18 protein-coding genes and 1 tRNA gene are annotated in these 14,658 nt (G+C 70.8%); 15 read left to right on the top strand and 4 right to left on the bottom strand.

Annotation, left to right across the window (positions count from 1 at the left end; all coding sequences use genetic code 11):
* Positions 1 to 16 precede the first annotated feature (16 nt).
* The 3 genes from pip to ABT034_RS04730 all read left to right on the top strand — a co-directional run bounded on the left by pip (position 17) and on the right by ABT034_RS04730 (position 3,285).
* A complete protein-coding gene (pip, locus tag ABT034_RS04740) occupies positions 17 to 961 on the top strand; it encodes a prolyl aminopeptidase (RefSeq protein WP_351211222.1) in 945 nt (314 codons plus the stop codon).
* A 42-nt stretch (positions 962 to 1,003) separates the two neighbouring features.
* Positions 1,004 to 1,615 (top strand): HhH-GPD-type base excision DNA repair protein, encoded by a 612-nt coding sequence (locus tag ABT034_RS04735; protein ID WP_351211220.1) that lies wholly within the window; start codon positions 1,004 to 1,006, stop codon positions 1,613 to 1,615.
* 176 nt (positions 1,616 to 1,791) lie between these two features.
* Positions 1,792 to 3,285, top strand: a complete 1,494-nt coding sequence (locus tag ABT034_RS04730) for a M28 family metallopeptidase (RefSeq protein WP_351211408.1) — start codon at positions 1,792 to 1,794, stop codon at positions 3,283 to 3,285.
* 9 nt (positions 3,286 to 3,294) lie between these two features.
* On the opposite strand, the gene ABT034_RS04725 is transcribed toward ABT034_RS04730, so the two are convergent.
* Complete coding sequence (locus tag ABT034_RS04725; protein ID WP_351211218.1) at positions 3,295 to 4,866, bottom strand: helicase HerA-like domain-containing protein; 1,572 nt, start codon at positions 4,864 to 4,866, stop codon at positions 3,295 to 3,297.
* A 96-nt stretch (positions 4,867 to 4,962) separates the two neighbouring features.
* Between ABT034_RS04725 and ABT034_RS04720 the strand changes: the two genes are divergently transcribed.
* Both ABT034_RS04720 and ABT034_RS04715 read left to right on the top strand, forming a co-directional pair.
* A complete protein-coding gene (locus tag ABT034_RS04720; RefSeq protein ID WP_015034993.1) occupies positions 4,963 to 5,259 on the top strand; it encodes a type II toxin-antitoxin system VapB family antitoxin in 297 nt (98 codons plus the stop codon).
* A 117-nt stretch (positions 5,260 to 5,376) separates the two neighbouring features.
* Complete coding sequence (locus tag ABT034_RS04715; protein ID WP_351211216.1) at positions 5,377 to 6,006, top strand: LytR C-terminal domain-containing protein; 630 nt, start codon at positions 5,377 to 5,379, stop codon at positions 6,004 to 6,006.
* A gap of 61 nt (positions 6,007 to 6,067) precedes the next feature.
* On the opposite strand, the gene upp is transcribed toward ABT034_RS04715, so the two are convergent.
* The gene (gene upp / locus ABT034_RS04710) at positions 6,068 to 6,703 is read right to left on the bottom strand and encodes a uracil phosphoribosyltransferase (protein WP_351211214.1); all 636 of its coding nucleotides are present in this window, start codon (positions 6,701 to 6,703) and stop codon (positions 6,068 to 6,070) included.
* 103 nt (positions 6,704 to 6,806) lie between these two features.
* On the opposite strand from upp, the gene ABT034_RS04705 reads away from it, so the two are divergent.
* The 9 genes from ABT034_RS04705 (at position 6,807) to ABT034_RS04665 (ending at position 12,489) form a co-directional block, all read left to right on the top strand.
* On the top strand, positions 6,807 to 7,016 hold the full coding sequence (locus ABT034_RS04705; protein WP_351211212.1) for a hypothetical protein: 210 nt from the start codon (positions 6,807 to 6,809) through the stop codon (positions 7,014 to 7,016).
* Between the two features lie 273 nt (positions 7,017 to 7,289).
* Positions 7,290 to 7,829, top strand: coding sequence for a tRNA adenosine deaminase-associated protein (locus ABT034_RS04700; protein WP_351211210.1), 540 nt, complete (start codon positions 7,290 to 7,292; stop codon positions 7,827 to 7,829).
* A gap of 47 nt (positions 7,830 to 7,876) precedes the next feature.
* Positions 7,877 to 8,305 (top strand): tRNA adenosine(34) deaminase TadA, encoded by a 429-nt coding sequence (gene tadA, locus ABT034_RS04695; protein WP_351211406.1) that lies wholly within the window; start codon positions 7,877 to 7,879, stop codon positions 8,303 to 8,305.
* 90 nt (positions 8,306 to 8,395) lie between these two features.
* Positions 8,396 to 8,480: transfer RNA gene (locus ABT034_RS04690), tRNA-Ser, on the top strand.
* 354 nt (positions 8,481 to 8,834) lie between these two features.
* Positions 8,835 to 8,999: a hypothetical protein gene (locus ABT034_RS04685; RefSeq protein ID WP_198942227.1), complete on the top strand. Its 165-nt coding sequence runs from the start codon at positions 8,835 to 8,837 to the stop codon at positions 8,997 to 8,999.
* Between the two features lie 9 nt (positions 9,000 to 9,008).
* On the top strand, positions 9,009 to 9,302 hold the full coding sequence (locus tag ABT034_RS04680) for a Dabb family protein (RefSeq protein ID WP_351211208.1): 294 nt from the start codon (positions 9,009 to 9,011) through the stop codon (positions 9,300 to 9,302).
* A 219-nt stretch (positions 9,303 to 9,521) separates the two neighbouring features.
* Positions 9,522 to 10,367, top strand: a complete 846-nt coding sequence (locus ABT034_RS04675; RefSeq protein ID WP_351211206.1) for an RNA polymerase sigma factor SigF — start codon at positions 9,522 to 9,524, stop codon at positions 10,365 to 10,367.
* A gap of 235 nt (positions 10,368 to 10,602) precedes the next feature.
* Positions 10,603 to 11,526, top strand: a complete 924-nt coding sequence (locus ABT034_RS04670; protein ID WP_351211205.1) for an RNA polymerase sigma factor SigF — start codon at positions 10,603 to 10,605, stop codon at positions 11,524 to 11,526.
* 492 nt (positions 11,527 to 12,018) lie between these two features.
* A complete protein-coding gene (locus ABT034_RS04665) occupies positions 12,019 to 12,489 on the top strand; it encodes a hypothetical protein (RefSeq protein WP_351211204.1) in 471 nt (156 codons plus the stop codon).
* Here ABT034_RS04665 and ABT034_RS04660 read toward each other — a convergent pair.
* Positions 12,476 to 13,426, bottom strand: coding sequence for an oxidoreductase (locus ABT034_RS04660; RefSeq protein WP_351211202.1), 951 nt, complete (start codon positions 13,424 to 13,426; stop codon positions 12,476 to 12,478). The two genes, ABT034_RS04665 and ABT034_RS04660, sit on opposite strands and share 14 nt — an antisense overlap.
* Positions 13,427 to 13,507: 81 nt before the next feature.
* Between ABT034_RS04660 and ABT034_RS04655 the strand changes: the two genes are divergently transcribed.
* A complete protein-coding gene (locus tag ABT034_RS04655; RefSeq protein WP_351211200.1) occupies positions 13,508 to 14,137 on the top strand; it encodes a TetR family transcriptional regulator in 630 nt (209 codons plus the stop codon).
* Between the two features lie 101 nt (positions 14,138 to 14,238).
* On the opposite strand, the gene ABT034_RS04650 is transcribed toward ABT034_RS04655, so the two are convergent.
* Positions 14,239 to 14,472, bottom strand: a complete 234-nt coding sequence (locus ABT034_RS04650) for a hypothetical protein (RefSeq protein WP_351211198.1) — start codon at positions 14,470 to 14,472, stop codon at positions 14,239 to 14,241.
* Positions 14,473 to 14,658: the final 186 nt, after the last annotated feature.

Here is a 14,658-nt window from a genome sequence, read left to right as displayed (position 1 = left end):
GCCTAGGCTCGGGTGGATGTACCCGGCACCCGCACCGTACGACCAGGGCCTGCTCGACGTGGGCGACGGCAATCGAGTCCACTGGGAGGTCTCCGGCTCCCCGGCGGGCCGGCCCGCGCTCGTCGTGCACGGTGGGCCCGGCTCCGGGTCGTCCCCGCACAGTCGGCGGTACTTCGACCCCGAGGCGTACCGGCTCGTCCTCTTCGACCAGCGCGGCTGCGGCCGTTCCACCCCGCACGCGAGCGGCCCGGCCGCCGACCTGGCCGTGAACACCACCGCGCACCTGGTCGCCGACATGGAGCGGCTGCGCGAGCACCTCGGGATCGACCGGTGGCTGCTGTACGGCGGCTCCTGGGGCTCCACGCTGATCCTGGCGTACGCGCAGGCGCACCCCGAGCGGGTCTCCGCGATCGTCCTGAACGGTGTGACCACCACCCGCCGCTCCGAGATCCGCTGGCTGTACGAGGGGGTCGCCCGCTTCTTCCCGGAGGCCCACGAGCGTTTCCGGGCGGGGACGGGCGGGGCCGACCGGGCCGATGACCTCGTCGCCGCCTACGCCGCCCTCATGAACCACCCCGACCCCGCCGTCCGGCGCAAGGCCGCCGCCGACTGGTGCGCCTGGGAGGACGCCGTGCTCTCCCTGGAGGGCATGGGCACCCCGTACACCGACCGCGTCGACGACACCCGCCTCGGTTTCGTCCGGATCTGCAGCCACTACTTCGCGCACGGCGCCTGGTTGGAGGAGGGCGCGCTGATCCGGGACGCCCACCGGCTCGCCGGCATCCCCGGCGTCCTCGTCCACGGCCGCGCCGACCTCGCGGGCCCCCTCGGCACCGCCTGGGAGCTGGCCAAGACCTGGCCGGACGCCGAGCTGCGGATCGTCGAGGGCGCGGGGCACCTCGGCGGCGAGCAGACCCGCCGGCACCTCCTGGACGCCATCGACGGCTTCGCGAAGGGGTGAACCCACCGGGCGGGCGGGCAGCCGCGACGGGATGATCGGGGCATGAGCCCCGAGATCCATCTCGCCCAGCAACCGGAGGCCGACGCGCTGCTCGGCCGGTCCCCGCTCGCCGCGCTCGTCGGCATGCTCCTCGACCAGCAGGTCCCGATGGAGTGGGCCTTCTCCGGCCCGTACACCATCGCCACCCGGCTCGGCGCGGACGATCTCGACGCGCACGACATCGCCGCCCGGGACCCGGAGGAGTTCGCCGCGCTGCTCTCCGAGAAGCCGGCCGTGCACCGCTACCCGGGCTCGATGGCCCAGCGCGTGCAGCAGCTCTGCCGGTTCCTCGTCGAGGAGTACGGGGGTGACGCCGAGGCCGTCTGGGCGGACGCGGCGACCGGCAAGGAGCTCCTCGCGCGGCTCCAGGCGCTGCCCGGCTTCGGCAAGCAGAAGGCGCAGATCTTCCTGGCGCTGCTCGGGAAGCGGTACGGGGTGCGGCCCAGCGGCTGGCGGGAGGCGGCGGGGTCGTACGGCGAGCAGGACGCGTACCGCTCGGCCGCCGACATCACCGGCCCCGAGTCGCTCGCGAAGGTGCGGGCCCACAAGCAGGAGATGAAGGCGGCAGCAAAAGCGGCGAAAGGCGCCAAAGAACCCAAAACCTCCGGGAATTGACAACTCCACATTGCAATCCTGCTGAACGTGACAGGAATTGTGGAGAAGGTGTTCACAGAAGGCACCGCAGATCGCTAACTTCCCCTCAACCCTCGTCCGTAACGGGAAGGACTTCTGTGAACGCTACCCAGCGCCGAGCCGCGGCCATTCTGGCCGCCGCCGCCCTCGCCACCCCGATGGTCCTCGCCTCCCCCGCCACCGCGGGGCAGGACCCCACGGCCGCACCCGCCCGCGATGCCGCCAAGCTGGCGAAGAAGCTGGTCCGCGAAACCTCCGCGCAGGACGCCTTCAAGCACCTGCAGAAGTTCCAGGCGATAGCCGACTCGGCCGGCGGCCACCGCGCCGCCGGTTCGCTCGGGCACGACGCCTCGGCCGCCTACGTGTACACGCAGCTCAAGAAGGCCGGCTACAACGTCTCGTACCAGCGGTTCGACTTCGAGTACACGCAGACGCTCGCCGAGAAGGCCTCCGTCGTCGCCCCCGCGCCCCGCGCGCTCGACATCAAGGCGATGACGTACACCAAGTCCACCCCGGTCGGCGGCATCACGGCGGCCCTCGCGGCCGTGCCCGTCGACGCCGACGGCACCACCGGCTGCGAGCCGGGCGACTTCGCCTCCGGCACCTTCACCGGCAAGATCGCGCTGATCAAGCGCGGCGGCTGCGCCTTCGCGATCAAGCAGCAGAACGCCGCCGCGGCCGGTGCCGCCGCCGCCGTCATCTACAACAACGCGGACGGCGTCCTCTCCGGCACCCTCGGCGACGCGGCCTCGGGGAAGATCCCCACCGGCGGCATCACCCTGGCCGAGGGCGAGAAGCTCGCCGCCGACCTCGCCAAGGGCCCGGTCACGCTCTCCGTGGAGATCCGCCAGCTCCAGGAGATGCGCTCCACCAACAACGTCATCGCGGAGACCAAGGGCGGCAACGCCGCCAACACCGTGATGCTCGGCTCGCACCTCGACTCGGTCACCGCCGGCCCCGGCATCAACGACAACGGTTCCGGCTCCGCCGGTCTCCTCCAGACCGCCCTGGAGCTCGCCAAGTCGAAGGACAAGGTCCGCAACAAGGTCCGCTTCGCCTGGTGGTCGGCCGAGGAGAACGGCCTCCTCGGCTCCGAGCACTACGTCAAGAACCTCACCGCGCTCGACAAGAACGAGATCAAGCTCTACCTCAACTTCGACATGATCGCCTCGCCGAACTACGGCCTGTTCGTGTACGACGGCGACAACTCCGACGGCGTCGGCGCCGGCGCAGGTCCCGAGGGCTCCGCCCAGCTGGAGCGGGACATCAACGACTTCATGGACAAGCGCGGAGCCCCGCACGAGGGCACCGACTTCACCGGCCGCTCCGACTACGGCCCGTTCATCGAGGTCGGCATCCCCTCCGGCGGCACCTTCACCGGCGCCGAGGGCATCAAGACCGCCGGTCAGGCCGCCAAGTTCGGCGGCACGGCGGGTGTCGCGTACGACGTGAACTACCACGCCAAGGGCGACGACATCAACAACATCAACATGACGGCCTTCGACGTGAACATCGACGTCATCGCCAACGCCGTGGGCACCTACGCCCACGACATCTCCTCCCTGCGCAAGCCGGTCGTCTCGGTCCCGACCGAGGGCGACGCGGGCAGCGGCGGCGGCCTGCACGACGACCACCACGAGGTCACCGAGTAGTCACCGGCCTCACCGTCGGCGGCGGGCGGTACCGAAGATCGAGCGGATGATCTCCCGGCCCAGCTGGGTGCCGATCGACCGGGCCAGGGATTTGAAGATCCCGCTGCCGACGACCTGTTCGGCGAGCGAGGGCTCCTCCTCCTGCGAGCGAGGAGCCCTCGTTTCCCGTGGTGCGGCTTGCCGGGGGGCGTCGGTCTGCTCGGCCGTCAGCTTCTCGTACGCCGACTCCCGGTCCACCGCCTCCGCGTACCGCCCGTACAGCGCCGAGCCCTTCACGGCCGCGTCCAGGGCCCCCGCGTCGATCGGGCCCATCAGCGACTCCGGCGCCCGCAGCCGGGTCGCCGCCACCGGCGTCGGGGCGCCCTTCTCGCTCAGTACGGTGACCACCGCCTCGCCCGTGCCGAGGCCCGTGAGGACCTCCTCCAGGTCGTACGGCGAGTTCGGGAAGGTCCGTACGGTCGCCCTGAGCGCCTTCGCGTCGTCCGGGGTGAAGGCGCGCAGCGCGTGCTGCACCCGGTTGCCCAGCTGGGCCAGCACGTCCGAGGGGACGTCCTTCGGGGTCTGCGTCACGAAGAAGATGCCGACCCCCTTCGAGCGGATCAACCGCACGGTCTGGGTGATCGACTCCAGGAACGCCTTCGACGCGTCCCTGAAGAGCAGATGCGCCTCGTCGAAGAAGAACACCAGCTTCGGCTTCTCCTGGTCGCCGACCTCCGGCAGGTCGTGGAAGAGGTCCGCGAGCATCCACATCAGGAAGGTCGAGAAGAGCCGCGGCTTGTCCTGTACGGCCGGCAGCTCCAGGACCGAGACGATCCCGCGCCCGTCCGCCGCCGTCCGCAGGAGCTCGGCCGTGTCGAACTCCGGCTCCCCGAAGAACCCGCCCGCGCCCTCCTGCTCGAAGGCCGTGAGCGCCCGCAGGATCACCCCGGCCGTCACCGTCGAGAGCCCGCCGATCCCCTTCAGCTCGGCCTTCCCCGTCTCCGAGACCAGGAAGGCGACCACCGCCCGCAGGTCCTTGAGGTCGACGAGCTCCAGGCCCTTGGAGTCGGCGTAGTGGAAGATCAGGCCGAGCGACTGCTCCTGCGTCCGGTTGAGCTGGAGCACCCTCGACAGGAGTACGGGGCCGAAGCTGGTCACGGTGGCGCGGACCGGGATGCCGGGGCCGGTGCCCCCGAGCCCGTAGAACTCGCAGGGGAAGCCCTTGCCCGCCCAGCTCTGCCCGACCTGGGCGGCCCGCTCACGGATCTTCTCGCCGTCCTCGCCGGGGGCCGAGATCCCGGAGACGTCGCCCTTGATGTCGGCGAGGAAGACGGGCACCCCGTGCGACGACAGTTGCTCGGCGATCAGCTGGAGTGTCTTCGTCTTGCCGGTGCCCGTCGCGCCGGCCACCAGGCCGTGGCGGTTGAGGACGGGCAGCGGGATGCGGATCGACGCGTCCGGGTGACAGTCGCCGTCCCAGAGCAGGGCCCCCAGATCGAGTGCAGGGCCCTCGAAGGCGTACCCGGTGGCGATCTCGGCGGTGGTCTCGGCGGTGGTCTCGGCGGTTCTCCCGGCGACGGGTGGCTGCGCGCTCTCGCTCATCACGACACCCCACATCCGGTTTGTCACGGTTCGAACCAGCATCCCACTGCCCGCGCATAGCTGCGCCGGGAGCCACTGGCCCGGTAGGCTTTCCGTGTGATCTTCAAGCGCATCGGAAACGGAAAGCCGTATCCCGACCACGGCCGGGAAAGCACCCGGCAGTGGGCGGACGTCGCCCCGCGCCCGGTCCGTCTCGATCAGCTGGTCACCACCAAGGGCCAGCTGGACCTGGAGACGCTGCTCGCCGAGGACTCCACGTTCTACGGCGACCTCTTCGCGCACGTCGTGAAGTGGCAGGGCGATCTCTACCTCGAGGACGGACTGCACCGCGCCGTCCGCGCGGCACTCCAGCAGCGCCAGGTGCTGCACGCCCGCGTCCTGGAAATGGACTGAGACGGCGCCGACCGGCCCCGCTCCCACTGACCCTTTCGGAGTCAGTTCGCCCCCATCCGGACGCGATCACATGATCATCAAGTAGGCATCGCCGACGGGCGGCATTACGCTGCGTTCATGAGCATGCTCACTCCCCCCGGAATGGGCGGAAAGTACCGCATCACGGGGGATGTCTACCCGCGCATGCGCCGCCCCCACCGCCGGCGCAGGATCGTCCTCGCGTCCGCCGCCGCAGTGGTCGTGCTCGGCGCGGCCGGCTGGGGCACGCTCCAGCTCGTCGACGTCTTCTCCGGCGACGAGGGCAGGAAGACGACCGCCGGGAAACAGGCCGACTGCAAACCCGCGCCCAAGGCGACCGCCCCGCCCGCCGTCGCCCTTCCCAAGCCCGCCCAGATCACGGTCAACGTCTACAACGCGACCCCGCGCAGCGGTCTCGCCAAGTCGACCGCGGACGAGCTCAAGAAGCGCGGCTTCAAGATCGGCAAGGTGGGGAACGCGCCCGCCGCCTACGACAAGAAGGTCCCCGGCGCCGGCCTGCTGCTCGGTGCCACGACCGCCTCCAAGGGCGCCTTCCCGGTCCTCGGCACCCAGCTCAAGGGCGCCACGACCAAGACGGACACCCGGGGCACGGCGGACGTGGACCTGATCATCGGGACCGCCTTCAAGGATCTGGCCCCGAAAGCGACGGCGGACGCGGCCCTGGTCGCCCTGACCAAGCCCGCGCCCGTACCGACCGGAAAGTGCTGAGGATCCCCGGGATCTACTCGGCGGAGCCGGCGTGTGCTTATTCGGCGGAGCCGGCGTGCGCTTATTCGGCGGAGCCGTACATGCGGTCGCCCGCGTCGCCGAGGCCCGGGACGATGTAGCCGTGCTCGTTGAGGCGCTCGTCGACCGAGGCCGTCACGACGGTGACCGGGGTGCCCGCGAGCTCCCGCTCCATGACCTCGACGCCCTCCGGGGCGGCGAGGAGCACGACCGCGGTCACGTCGTCCGCGCCGCGCTTGATGAGCTCCTGGATCGCCGCGACCAGGGTTCCGCCGGTCGCCAGCATCGGGTCCAGGACGTACACCTGGCGGCCCGAGAGGTCCTCCGGCATCCGCGTGGCGTAGGTCGACGCCTCCAGCGTCTCCTCGTTGCGGATCATGCCGAGGAAACCGACCTCGGCGGTCGGGAGCAGCCGCACCATGCCGTCGAGCATGCCGAGACCGGCGCGCAGGATCGGGACCACCAGCGGACGCGGGTACGACAGCTTGACGCCGGTCGTGGGCGTGACGGGGGTCTCGATGTCGACCTGCTCGGTCCGGACGTCCCTGGTGGCCTCGTAGGCGAGCAGGGTGACCAGCTCGTCGGAGAGCCGACGGAAGGTCGCGGAGTCCGTGCGCTTGTCGCGCAGCGTGGTGAGCTTGTGGGCGACCAGCGGGTGATCGACGACGTGGAGACGCATGACTCAACAGTAGCCCGCCCCACACTGGCATCGACCCACGCCGCTGGGGGAAGGTGGGGACACGGGGGGAGACACGGGGACCCAGCGATGGGGTGGAGTGCCGATGCCCGACCTGGAAGAACCGGCCAAGGGCGCCGCCGAGCGGGCGGCCCGCAAGCCGGCGCAGGAGACGGACGCGGAGCGCCGCAGGCGCCGCGCCCAGTTCCTTCGTGAGCTGAACGAGGCCAAGGCGCTGCGCGAGCGCGTCCAGCCGAGACGGGCGCGGGCCGCCCGGATGCGCCAAGCCATGCGGATGCGTACGTTCCGCTGGTGAAGCGGCACTCCCGCGTGCCGCCGGGCCGCGGTCCCGCGCGCCGCCGGGCCCCGCCGGGTCGGTCCCGGCGTGTCCCCGGCGTGTCCCGCTGTGCGCCCCCTGTGTGCGCCGGGGTCGCACGCCCACCCGATCGCGGGGTCGTTCAGACTGATGCACGACGCAAGAGCCGAAGACCTCTCCTGTGGGCGTCGTTTCTGTCACGATGCCGATTGGGCGGGGCATCAGCAGGGCGCCGCCGGATCGTCACACCTCTGATCAGTGGGAGAGAGTCAGGTGTACTTCGCCGCACTGCTCGCGCGCACCGAAGACGGGTGGGAAGCGAGCGACACGGAGCTCGACGACGTGGAGACCCTGTCGGATCTGACCGAGCTGGCCCGTGAGGCCTCGGACGACGACACGGTGATCGTCTTCATCGAGCAGGAGGACGCGTGGTTCGGGATCGTACGCGTCGAGGGTGAGGAAGACCCTCGTATCTACGTCTCCGACGGCGCCGCCGCCGCCCGTTCCTCGTACGGGGAGATCCTCACGCGGGAGATCCTCGGTGACGACCTGGACGACATCGTCGACGAGCTCGAGTCGCTGGACCTGGACGGTACGGAGGACGGGGAGCCGCTCGACGGCGTCACGGACGACGACGAAGAGGAGGACACCGGCGTCGCCGCTGAGGCCGTGCCGGCCGCCCCGGTCGGTGACCGGCTGATCCTCGCCGACCTCGGCATGGCGCCGGCCGACCTGCTCGCGCTCGAGAGCGACGCGCTCGCGGAGATCGCGGACGCCCTGGGCGCGGCCGAGGTCCTGGAGGCCGTCCGCTAGTGGCACACGCGGTACCCGATCCCGTCCGGGATCCCTGGCGGGACGCCATGCGGCTCGCTCTCGCCGAGGCCGACGCGGCCCTGCCGGCCGGTGACGTACCGGTCGGCGCGGTCGTGCTCGCGCCCGACGGCTCGGTGATCGCCCGCGCCCACAACGAGCGGGAGGCGGCCGGCGACCCCACCGCGCACGCCGAGGTGCTCGCGCTGCGCCGGGCCGCCGCGGCGACCGGCGAGTGGCGCCTGACGGGCTGCACGCTGGTCGTGACCCTGGAGCCGTGCGTGATGTGCGCGGGCGCCCTCGTCCAGTCGCGGGTCGAGCGGGTGGTGTTCGGCGCCCTGGACGAGAAGGCGGGCGCGGCCGGCTCGCTCTGGGACCTCGTACGGGACCGGCGGCTCAACCACCGCCCCGAGGTCGTCCACGGCGTGCTCGGCGAGGAGTGCGCGGAGCAGCTCACGGCCTTCTTCCGCACCCGCTGACCGCACCCGGCCACGGCCCCCTGCCCCGGCTCCGACCTGCGTCGGGAATCGGATTTCATCACAGCGGAAGTTTCGGCTAAGATCTCTCTCGGTAGCGTGTCCGAGCGGCCGAAGGAGCTCGCCTCGAAAGCGAGTGTGGCGCAAGTCACCGAGGGTTCAAATCCCTCCGCTACCGCTTCGATCGAAGGGCCTGGTGCATCAGCACCAGGCCCTTCGGCGTGTCCCGGGACCTTGGCTGTAGGACGGGGGGAGCGGCATCGGGGGGACAAGCCGCTCCCCCCGATGAGAACCGGTCCTACAAGTCGCGCGCCGCGGTCGGGGGGGAAGCTCGCGGCGCGGACCCCGCAGTGCGGGCCGGTTCCTCGAGCCCTTCGGATTCCTGCCAGATCCTCCGGGCTCAACATCCATCCTGCTCGCCCGTCACCCTTCCGGGGGGTGGCAAAAGACCTCGATCTCCGGGCCCTTGGTCCATAAGTGCTCGGTTAGAGTGGCGCGGTCGTACGGCGGGGGAACAGGGGAGGGCTGGGCAGTGGTGCAAGCGAAGAAGGTCGTGCTGTACGCGGTCGCCGTCTTTGTGCTGTACACGATCGTCACCTCTCCGGAGAGGGCCGCCGATCTCGTGCAGGTAGGGTTCGAGGGCATTGCCAGCGCCGCTCAGGGAGTCGGCCAGTTCATGACCGAACTCATCAATTAGGAGCCCCGCGTGATCCGCCATCTGGTCCTCTTCAAGCTCAACGAGGGCGTCGCCCGTGACGAGCCGCGTGTCGTCGCCGGCGTCGAGGCGTTCCGCGCGCTCGGCGGGCAGATCCCGGAGCTGACGTTCTGGGAGTGCGACTGGAACATCACGGACCGGCCGATCGCGTACGACTTCGCCATCAACTCGGCCGTCGAGGACAAGGAAGCGCTCCAGCGGTACCTGGAGCACCCGGCGCACCAGGCCGGTGTCGCCCAGTGGCGCGAGTTCGCGACCTGGGTGATCGCGGACTACGCCTTCTAGTCCCCTCTACCCCCTTCGTACGGAGGCCCCCTGCCGTCGAGGCGGGGGGCTTTTTCGGTGCGTGACCTCCCCTTTTCCACCATCATGCACTCAACACGTCATTATGCGGTGCTTGCACACAGTGGACATGTCTTGTGATGCTATGACCGCTTTTGACGGATGAGTTGACCGTAGTTGACCCAGTCGACCAGCAAGACCAGCCAAAGGGGTGGCGTGAACGTGCCGGCCAGTACAGCACCTCAAGTCCCGCCCCAGCACGAGGCAGGCAGCGCGGAGACCCCGCGCACCCGCCCCCAGAGCACCCGCGGCGCCGACACCCGCGCCCTCACCCAGGTGCTCTTCGGGCAGCTCAAGAACCTGGAACCGGGCACTCCGGAACACCACCGGGTCCGCGGGGCCCTCATCGAGGCCAACCTGCCGCTCGTGCGGTACGCGGCGGCCCGCTTCCGCTCACGGAACGAGCCGATGGAGGACGTCGTCCAGGTCGGCACGATCGGCCTGATCAACGCCATCGACCGCTTCGACCCCGACCGGGGCGTGCAGTTCCCCACCTTCGCCATGCCGACGGTCGTCGGGGAGATCAAGCGGTACTTCCGCGACAACGTCCGCACCGTGCACGTCCCGCGCCGGCTGCACGAGCTCTGGGTCCAGGTGAACGGCGCCACCGAGGACCTGACGACCGCTCACGGTCGCTCCCCCACCACCGCAGAGATCGCCGAACGGCTGCGGATCGGCGAGGACGAGGTGCTCGCCTGCATCGAGGCGGGACGCTCGTACCACGCCACCTCCCTGGAGGCCGCACAGGAGGGCGACGGGCTGCCCGGACTGCTCGACCGGCTCGGTTACGAGGACCCCGCCCTCGCCGGTGTCGAACACCGCGACCTCGTCCGGCATCTGCTCGTACAACTGCCCGAGCGGGAGCAGCGGATCCTGATGCTGCGCTACTACAGCAATCTGACGCAGTCCCAGATCAGCCAGGAGCTCGGCGTCTCCCAGATGCATGTGTCAAGGCTCCTCGCCCGCAGCTTCGCACGATTGAGGTCCGCAAACAGGATCGAGGCGTAATCAGAACGGGTAGACCGGTTCGGAGCAGTTCTCCGGCACCCCAAATGCCGTACACCCCTTGTTTCCTGTGGAAATGCACCCTCACCTTGTCGACAAGTCACTACAGCGTGTTGCCGACATGTGACATTCTGCTGGAACCGAGTTTGCCGCAGCCCCGCCGCCGGTATTCAGGTGGAAGCTGCGTTCCTCAGATGGTCGCGGCCACCGCGACCGTCCGCGACCTCAAGGGGGTGGCATGTCCACAGAACTGGGCAGCTCGAAGGTGCTCACGCTCACGCCCGTTCCCGTGCCCGCGCAGACGACGGCGCCGACCGCGGCCGACAGCGTGGAGACCGTGCTGAGCGCGGAGGCCGCGCCTCCGCCGATGGTCGTCACGTCCGGAGCCCTCGACACCCGCACCCTCTCCCGCTCCCTCTTCCTGCGGCTGCGCGCCCTCGACACCGAAGGCGCCGCCACCGACAGCCCGGAGCGGACCTACGTCCGCGACACCCTCATCGAGCTCAACCTCCCCCTCGTGCGGTACGCGGCGGCCCGCTTCCGCTCGCGGAACGAGCCGATGGAGGACATCGTCCAGGTCGGCACCATCGGACTGATCAAGGCGATCGACCGCTTCGACTGCGAACGGGGCGTGGAGTTCCCGACGTTCGCGATGCCGACGGTCGTCGGTGAGATCAAGCGCTTCTTCCGCGACACCTCCTGGTCGGTGCGGGTCCCGCGCCGGCTCCAGGAGCTGCGCCTGGCCCTCACCAAGGCCAGCGACGAGCTCGCGCAGAAGCTCGACCGCTCGCCCACCGTGCCCGAACTCGCCGCCGTACTCGGGGTGTCGGAGGAGGACGTCGTCGACGGCCTCGCCGTCGGCAACGCGTACACCGCCTCCTCGCTCGACTCCCCCTCCCCGGAGGACGACGGCGGCGAGGGCTCGCTCGCGGACCGACTGGGCTACGAGGACACGGCCCTGGAAGGCGTCGAGTACCGCGAGTCGCTCAAGCCGCTGCTCGCCAAACTGCCGCCCAGGGAGCGGCAGATCATCATGCTGCGCTTCTTCGCCAACATGACCCAGTCGCAGATCGGCGAGGAGGTCGGCATCTCCCAGATGCACGTCTCGCGGCTCCTCACCCGCACCCTCGCCCAGCTGCGCGAGGGCCTCATCGGGGAGTGAGACCGAAGCCCGGTTTCACTGAACGGCTCCCTTTCTGACGGTACGTCAGTCACACTGGCGCCCATGAGGCGAAGGAAGCCGGGACTCGTAGCGGTGGCGCTCTGCCTCGGCGGGGCGCTGACCGCCTGTGGCGGCGGAGGAGACGGCGAGGGGTACGCGGCGGTGGGCGCCGGCCCCTCACCGAAAGGCACGGCCACCCCCTCGGGCTCGGTCGCCCTGGTCCCCCTGGACGACCCGAAGGCCAGCGGTACGACCTCCAGCACGTCGTCGCCGTCACCGGACGCGGTTCCGGAGGGGGGCCGCGGTCAGGGACCGGGTATGTCGTCGGCGGACTCTGCGGGCGGTATGTCGGGGGGGTTGGGTGGTTCCGGTAGCTCTGGTGGTTCCGGTAGCTCCGGTGGTTCCGGTAGCTCCGGTGCCTCCGGTGCCTCCGGTACGGATGTCAGTACGGGTACGGGCACGGGTTCCGGGTCTGGTACGGCTCCGACGACCGTGCCCGCGCCCGGCAGTACGGGTGGCTCCGGCTCGACCGGCGGTCCGGCTCCGCGCCCCGGCGGCAGTACTCCTCCGCGTACCCCCTCCGCCCCGCCCTCCCGGCCCACGCCCGGCACCGGCGCCCCCGCACCGGCCCCCACCACTCCCGTCCCGACGCCCGGGCCCGCGCTGCTCACCGTCTCCGCGCCCCTTCTCTCCGACGGGGGCCGGCGCTGGTGCGAGCGGGTGACCGTCACCTTCCGGAACAGCGGCGGCAGAGCCGCCCAGTCGGGCACGGTCACCTTCGCCACGCACGTCATCGGCGCCCTCGGCGTCGACTGGGCGACACTCACCTCCACCCAGCCGCTGCCCGCGCCGATCGCCGCCGGGGCGGCGCGGACGGAGACGTACACCGTCTGCGTGGACTCCTGGCGGGTCCCGCTCGGCATGCGGATCGACACCGAGCAGGTCACCGTCAGCTGGCGGTGACGGGGAAGCGCACCTCGGCCAGCCGTTCCGACAGCTCCCACAGCCGGCGGCCCGCGGCAGGGTCGGCCGCCGCGCCCGAGAGCCGCACCCGGGTCGGAGCACCGCGCAGCTCCCCGAGGCCGTCGGGGCCGATGAACTCGCCGCTCGCCACGCCCGATTCGGTCGCCGCGTACAGCTGCGGCAGCGCACCGCGCTCCGGCGCCTGGGCGATCAGGGGGTTTCCGACGCTCCCGAGGAGGAACCGCAGCAGGCCGCGCGTGTCCCGGGTCTGGAGGCTCGTGGCGGTGTACCCGGGGTGGGCGAGGACGCTGCGGACCGGGCTGCGGGCCTCGGCCAGGCGCCGGTGGAGCTCGTACCCGAAGACGGCGTTGGCGAACTTCGACTGGTTGTAGAAGGCCATGGGCGTGTAGCCGCGTTCGCCGCTGAGGTCGTCGTGGCGGAGGCTCCCCTGGCGGTGGTTGATCGAACTGACGGTGACCACCCGGGGGTCACGCCCGTTCCCTCCCCCGGCGGCGAGCAGGTCGAGCAGCAGCCCGGTCAGCGCGAAGTGGCCGAGGTGGTTGACGGCGAACTGGAGTTCGTGGCCCTGCGGGCTGAGCGTGCGGGGCGGGGCCATCACGCCCGCGTTGTTGATGAGCACGTCGAGGTGGGAATGCTCCTCGCGCATCCGGCCGGCGAAGTCCCGCACCGATGCGAGGTCGGCGAGGTCGAGCCGTCGCACGTCGAGGGCGCCCGCCGCCGCACCGCTCGCCGCCAGGCCCTCGGCGACCGCGCGGCCCTTCTCCTCGTCCCGCACGGCGAGGACCACACGCGCGCCCCGGCGGGCGAGCGCCCGGGTGGTGGCGAGGCCCAGGCCACTCGTGGCTCCGGTGACGACGAAGGTACGCCCGGTCTGGTCCGGGATCAGCTCGGCGGTCCAGCGCTGCTTCTTGGTCATACGACACACGCTGCCGTCTGTGTCACCGAGTGTCAAGAGAGCGCCTTGGTGTCGTACGGGGCACCCGGTACCATCGACATCGTGAGCAACCGCCCCGAAGTCAGCCTCGCCCAGCGCAAGCGACAGCTCGTCGCGACCGAACTCACCGAGGCGGCCCTCCAGCTGCTCGCCCTCAAGGGCTTCGACGCGGTGACCGTGGACGAGATCGCGACCACCGCCGGGGTCTCCAAGCGGACCTTCTTCCGGTACTTCGCGTCCAAGGAGGACGTGGTCGTCCAGTTCCTGGCCGACATGGGTGCCGACATGCGCGCCGGACTCGCCGCCCGGCCCCCCGGGGAGCGCCCCTCCGAGGCGCTGCTGCACGCCGTCTCCGTACCTCTGACCCTCTGCGGCGAACACGCCGAGCGCGCCCTGCCGGTGGTCCGGCTGATCCTGCGGACGCCCGCGCTGCTCGCCCGCTTCCTGGAGCACCAGGCGGAGTGGCGCGAGGAACTCACGGAGGAGCTGGCGGCCCGCCTGGGCCGCGACCCCGACGCCGATCTCTACCCCCGGCTCGCCGTGGGCATGGCGCTTGCCGCCTTCGACGCCGTACTGCGCCGGTGGAGCGAGGGGGAGCACGCCGAAAGCCCCGCGAGCCCCGCGGACGCGGGGGCACTCATCGGGGAGGCGTTCGCGATGCTCGCGCCCGCGCTCGACTCCGTGACTCCGTGACTCCGTAGCTCCGTAGCTCCGTAGCTCCGTAAAAGAAGGGTGGGCCGGGGCCGCGTGATGCGGATCCGGCCCACCCTGGGCGTGTGGAGCGTGGGCAGCGGTCAGGTCAGCGCCAGCCAGGCGACCGCCGCCAGGACGACGATCACCGCGACCACGCCGACGATCATGCCGACCCGCGGGCCGCCCGAGGAAGCCACGACCTGCGGCTGCCGCTGCTGCGGGGCCTCGTCGACGAAGGCGCGGAACATCTGCGTGTTGCCGGCGGGGTCGTAACCCTCGGGGCTCTGACCCTGAGGCTGGCCCTGGCCGTACGGTGCTTGGGGGTTGTGTGCCATGGGCCAGGACCCTAGCGAAGTCGGGGTGGAGGGCCCAAGCCCACCGCCCAGATCGCGCCCTCGACCCCGCGGCGAACGACCCCCGGCCCACCTTTGCCTATTCTTTAGCGCCGTTTGACCGATTTAGTTTGCCTGGAGCAACCATCCATCTCTATGGTTGCCCTAAGCAACAAGATGTGTGGAGTG

Origin of the sequence: Streptomyces sp. NPDC002773, from assembly GCF_040295605.1 — a bacterium.
Classification (GTDB): domain Bacteria; phylum Actinomycetota; class Actinomycetes; order Streptomycetales; family Streptomycetaceae; genus Streptomyces.
This window is presented reverse-complemented; position numbering and strand designations above follow the sequence as displayed.

Excerpts from the sequence above, each read along its gene's own strand:
- pip (WP_351211222.1), top strand. The coding sequence starts at position 17 with ATGTACCCGGCACCCGCACCGTACGACCAGGGCCTGCTCGACGTGGGC.
- ABT034_RS04735 (WP_351211220.1), top strand. The coding sequence starts at position 1,004 with ATGAGCCCCGAGATCCATCTCGCCCAGCAACCGGAGGCCGACGCGCTG.
- ABT034_RS04730 (WP_351211408.1), top strand. The coding sequence starts at position 1,792 with ATGGTCCTCGCCTCCCCCGCCACCGCGGGGCAGGACCCCACGGCCGCA.
- ABT034_RS04725 (WP_351211218.1), bottom strand. The coding sequence starts at position 4,866 with ATGAGCGAGAGCGCGCAGCCACCCGTCGCCGGGAGAACCGCCGAGACC.
- ABT034_RS04715 (WP_351211216.1), top strand. The coding sequence starts at position 5,377 with ATGAGCATGCTCACTCCCCCCGGAATGGGCGGAAAGTACCGCATCACG.
- upp (WP_351211214.1), bottom strand. The coding sequence starts at position 6,703 with ATGCGTCTCCACGTCGTCGATCACCCGCTGGTCGCCCACAAGCTCACC.
- ABT034_RS04705 (WP_351211212.1), top strand. The coding sequence starts at position 6,807 with ATGCCCGACCTGGAAGAACCGGCCAAGGGCGCCGCCGAGCGGGCGGCC.
- tadA (WP_351211406.1), top strand. The coding sequence starts at position 7,877 with ATGCGGCTCGCTCTCGCCGAGGCCGACGCGGCCCTGCCGGCCGGTGAC.
- ABT034_RS04670 (WP_351211205.1), top strand. The coding sequence starts at position 10,603 with ATGTCCACAGAACTGGGCAGCTCGAAGGTGCTCACGCTCACGCCCGTT.
- ABT034_RS04660 (WP_351211202.1), bottom strand. The coding sequence starts at position 13,426 with ATGACCAAGAAGCAGCGCTGGACCGCCGAGCTGATCCCGGACCAGACC.
- ABT034_RS04650 (WP_351211198.1), bottom strand. The coding sequence starts at position 14,472 with ATGGCACACAACCCCCAAGCACCGTACGGCCAGGGCCAGCCTCAGGGT.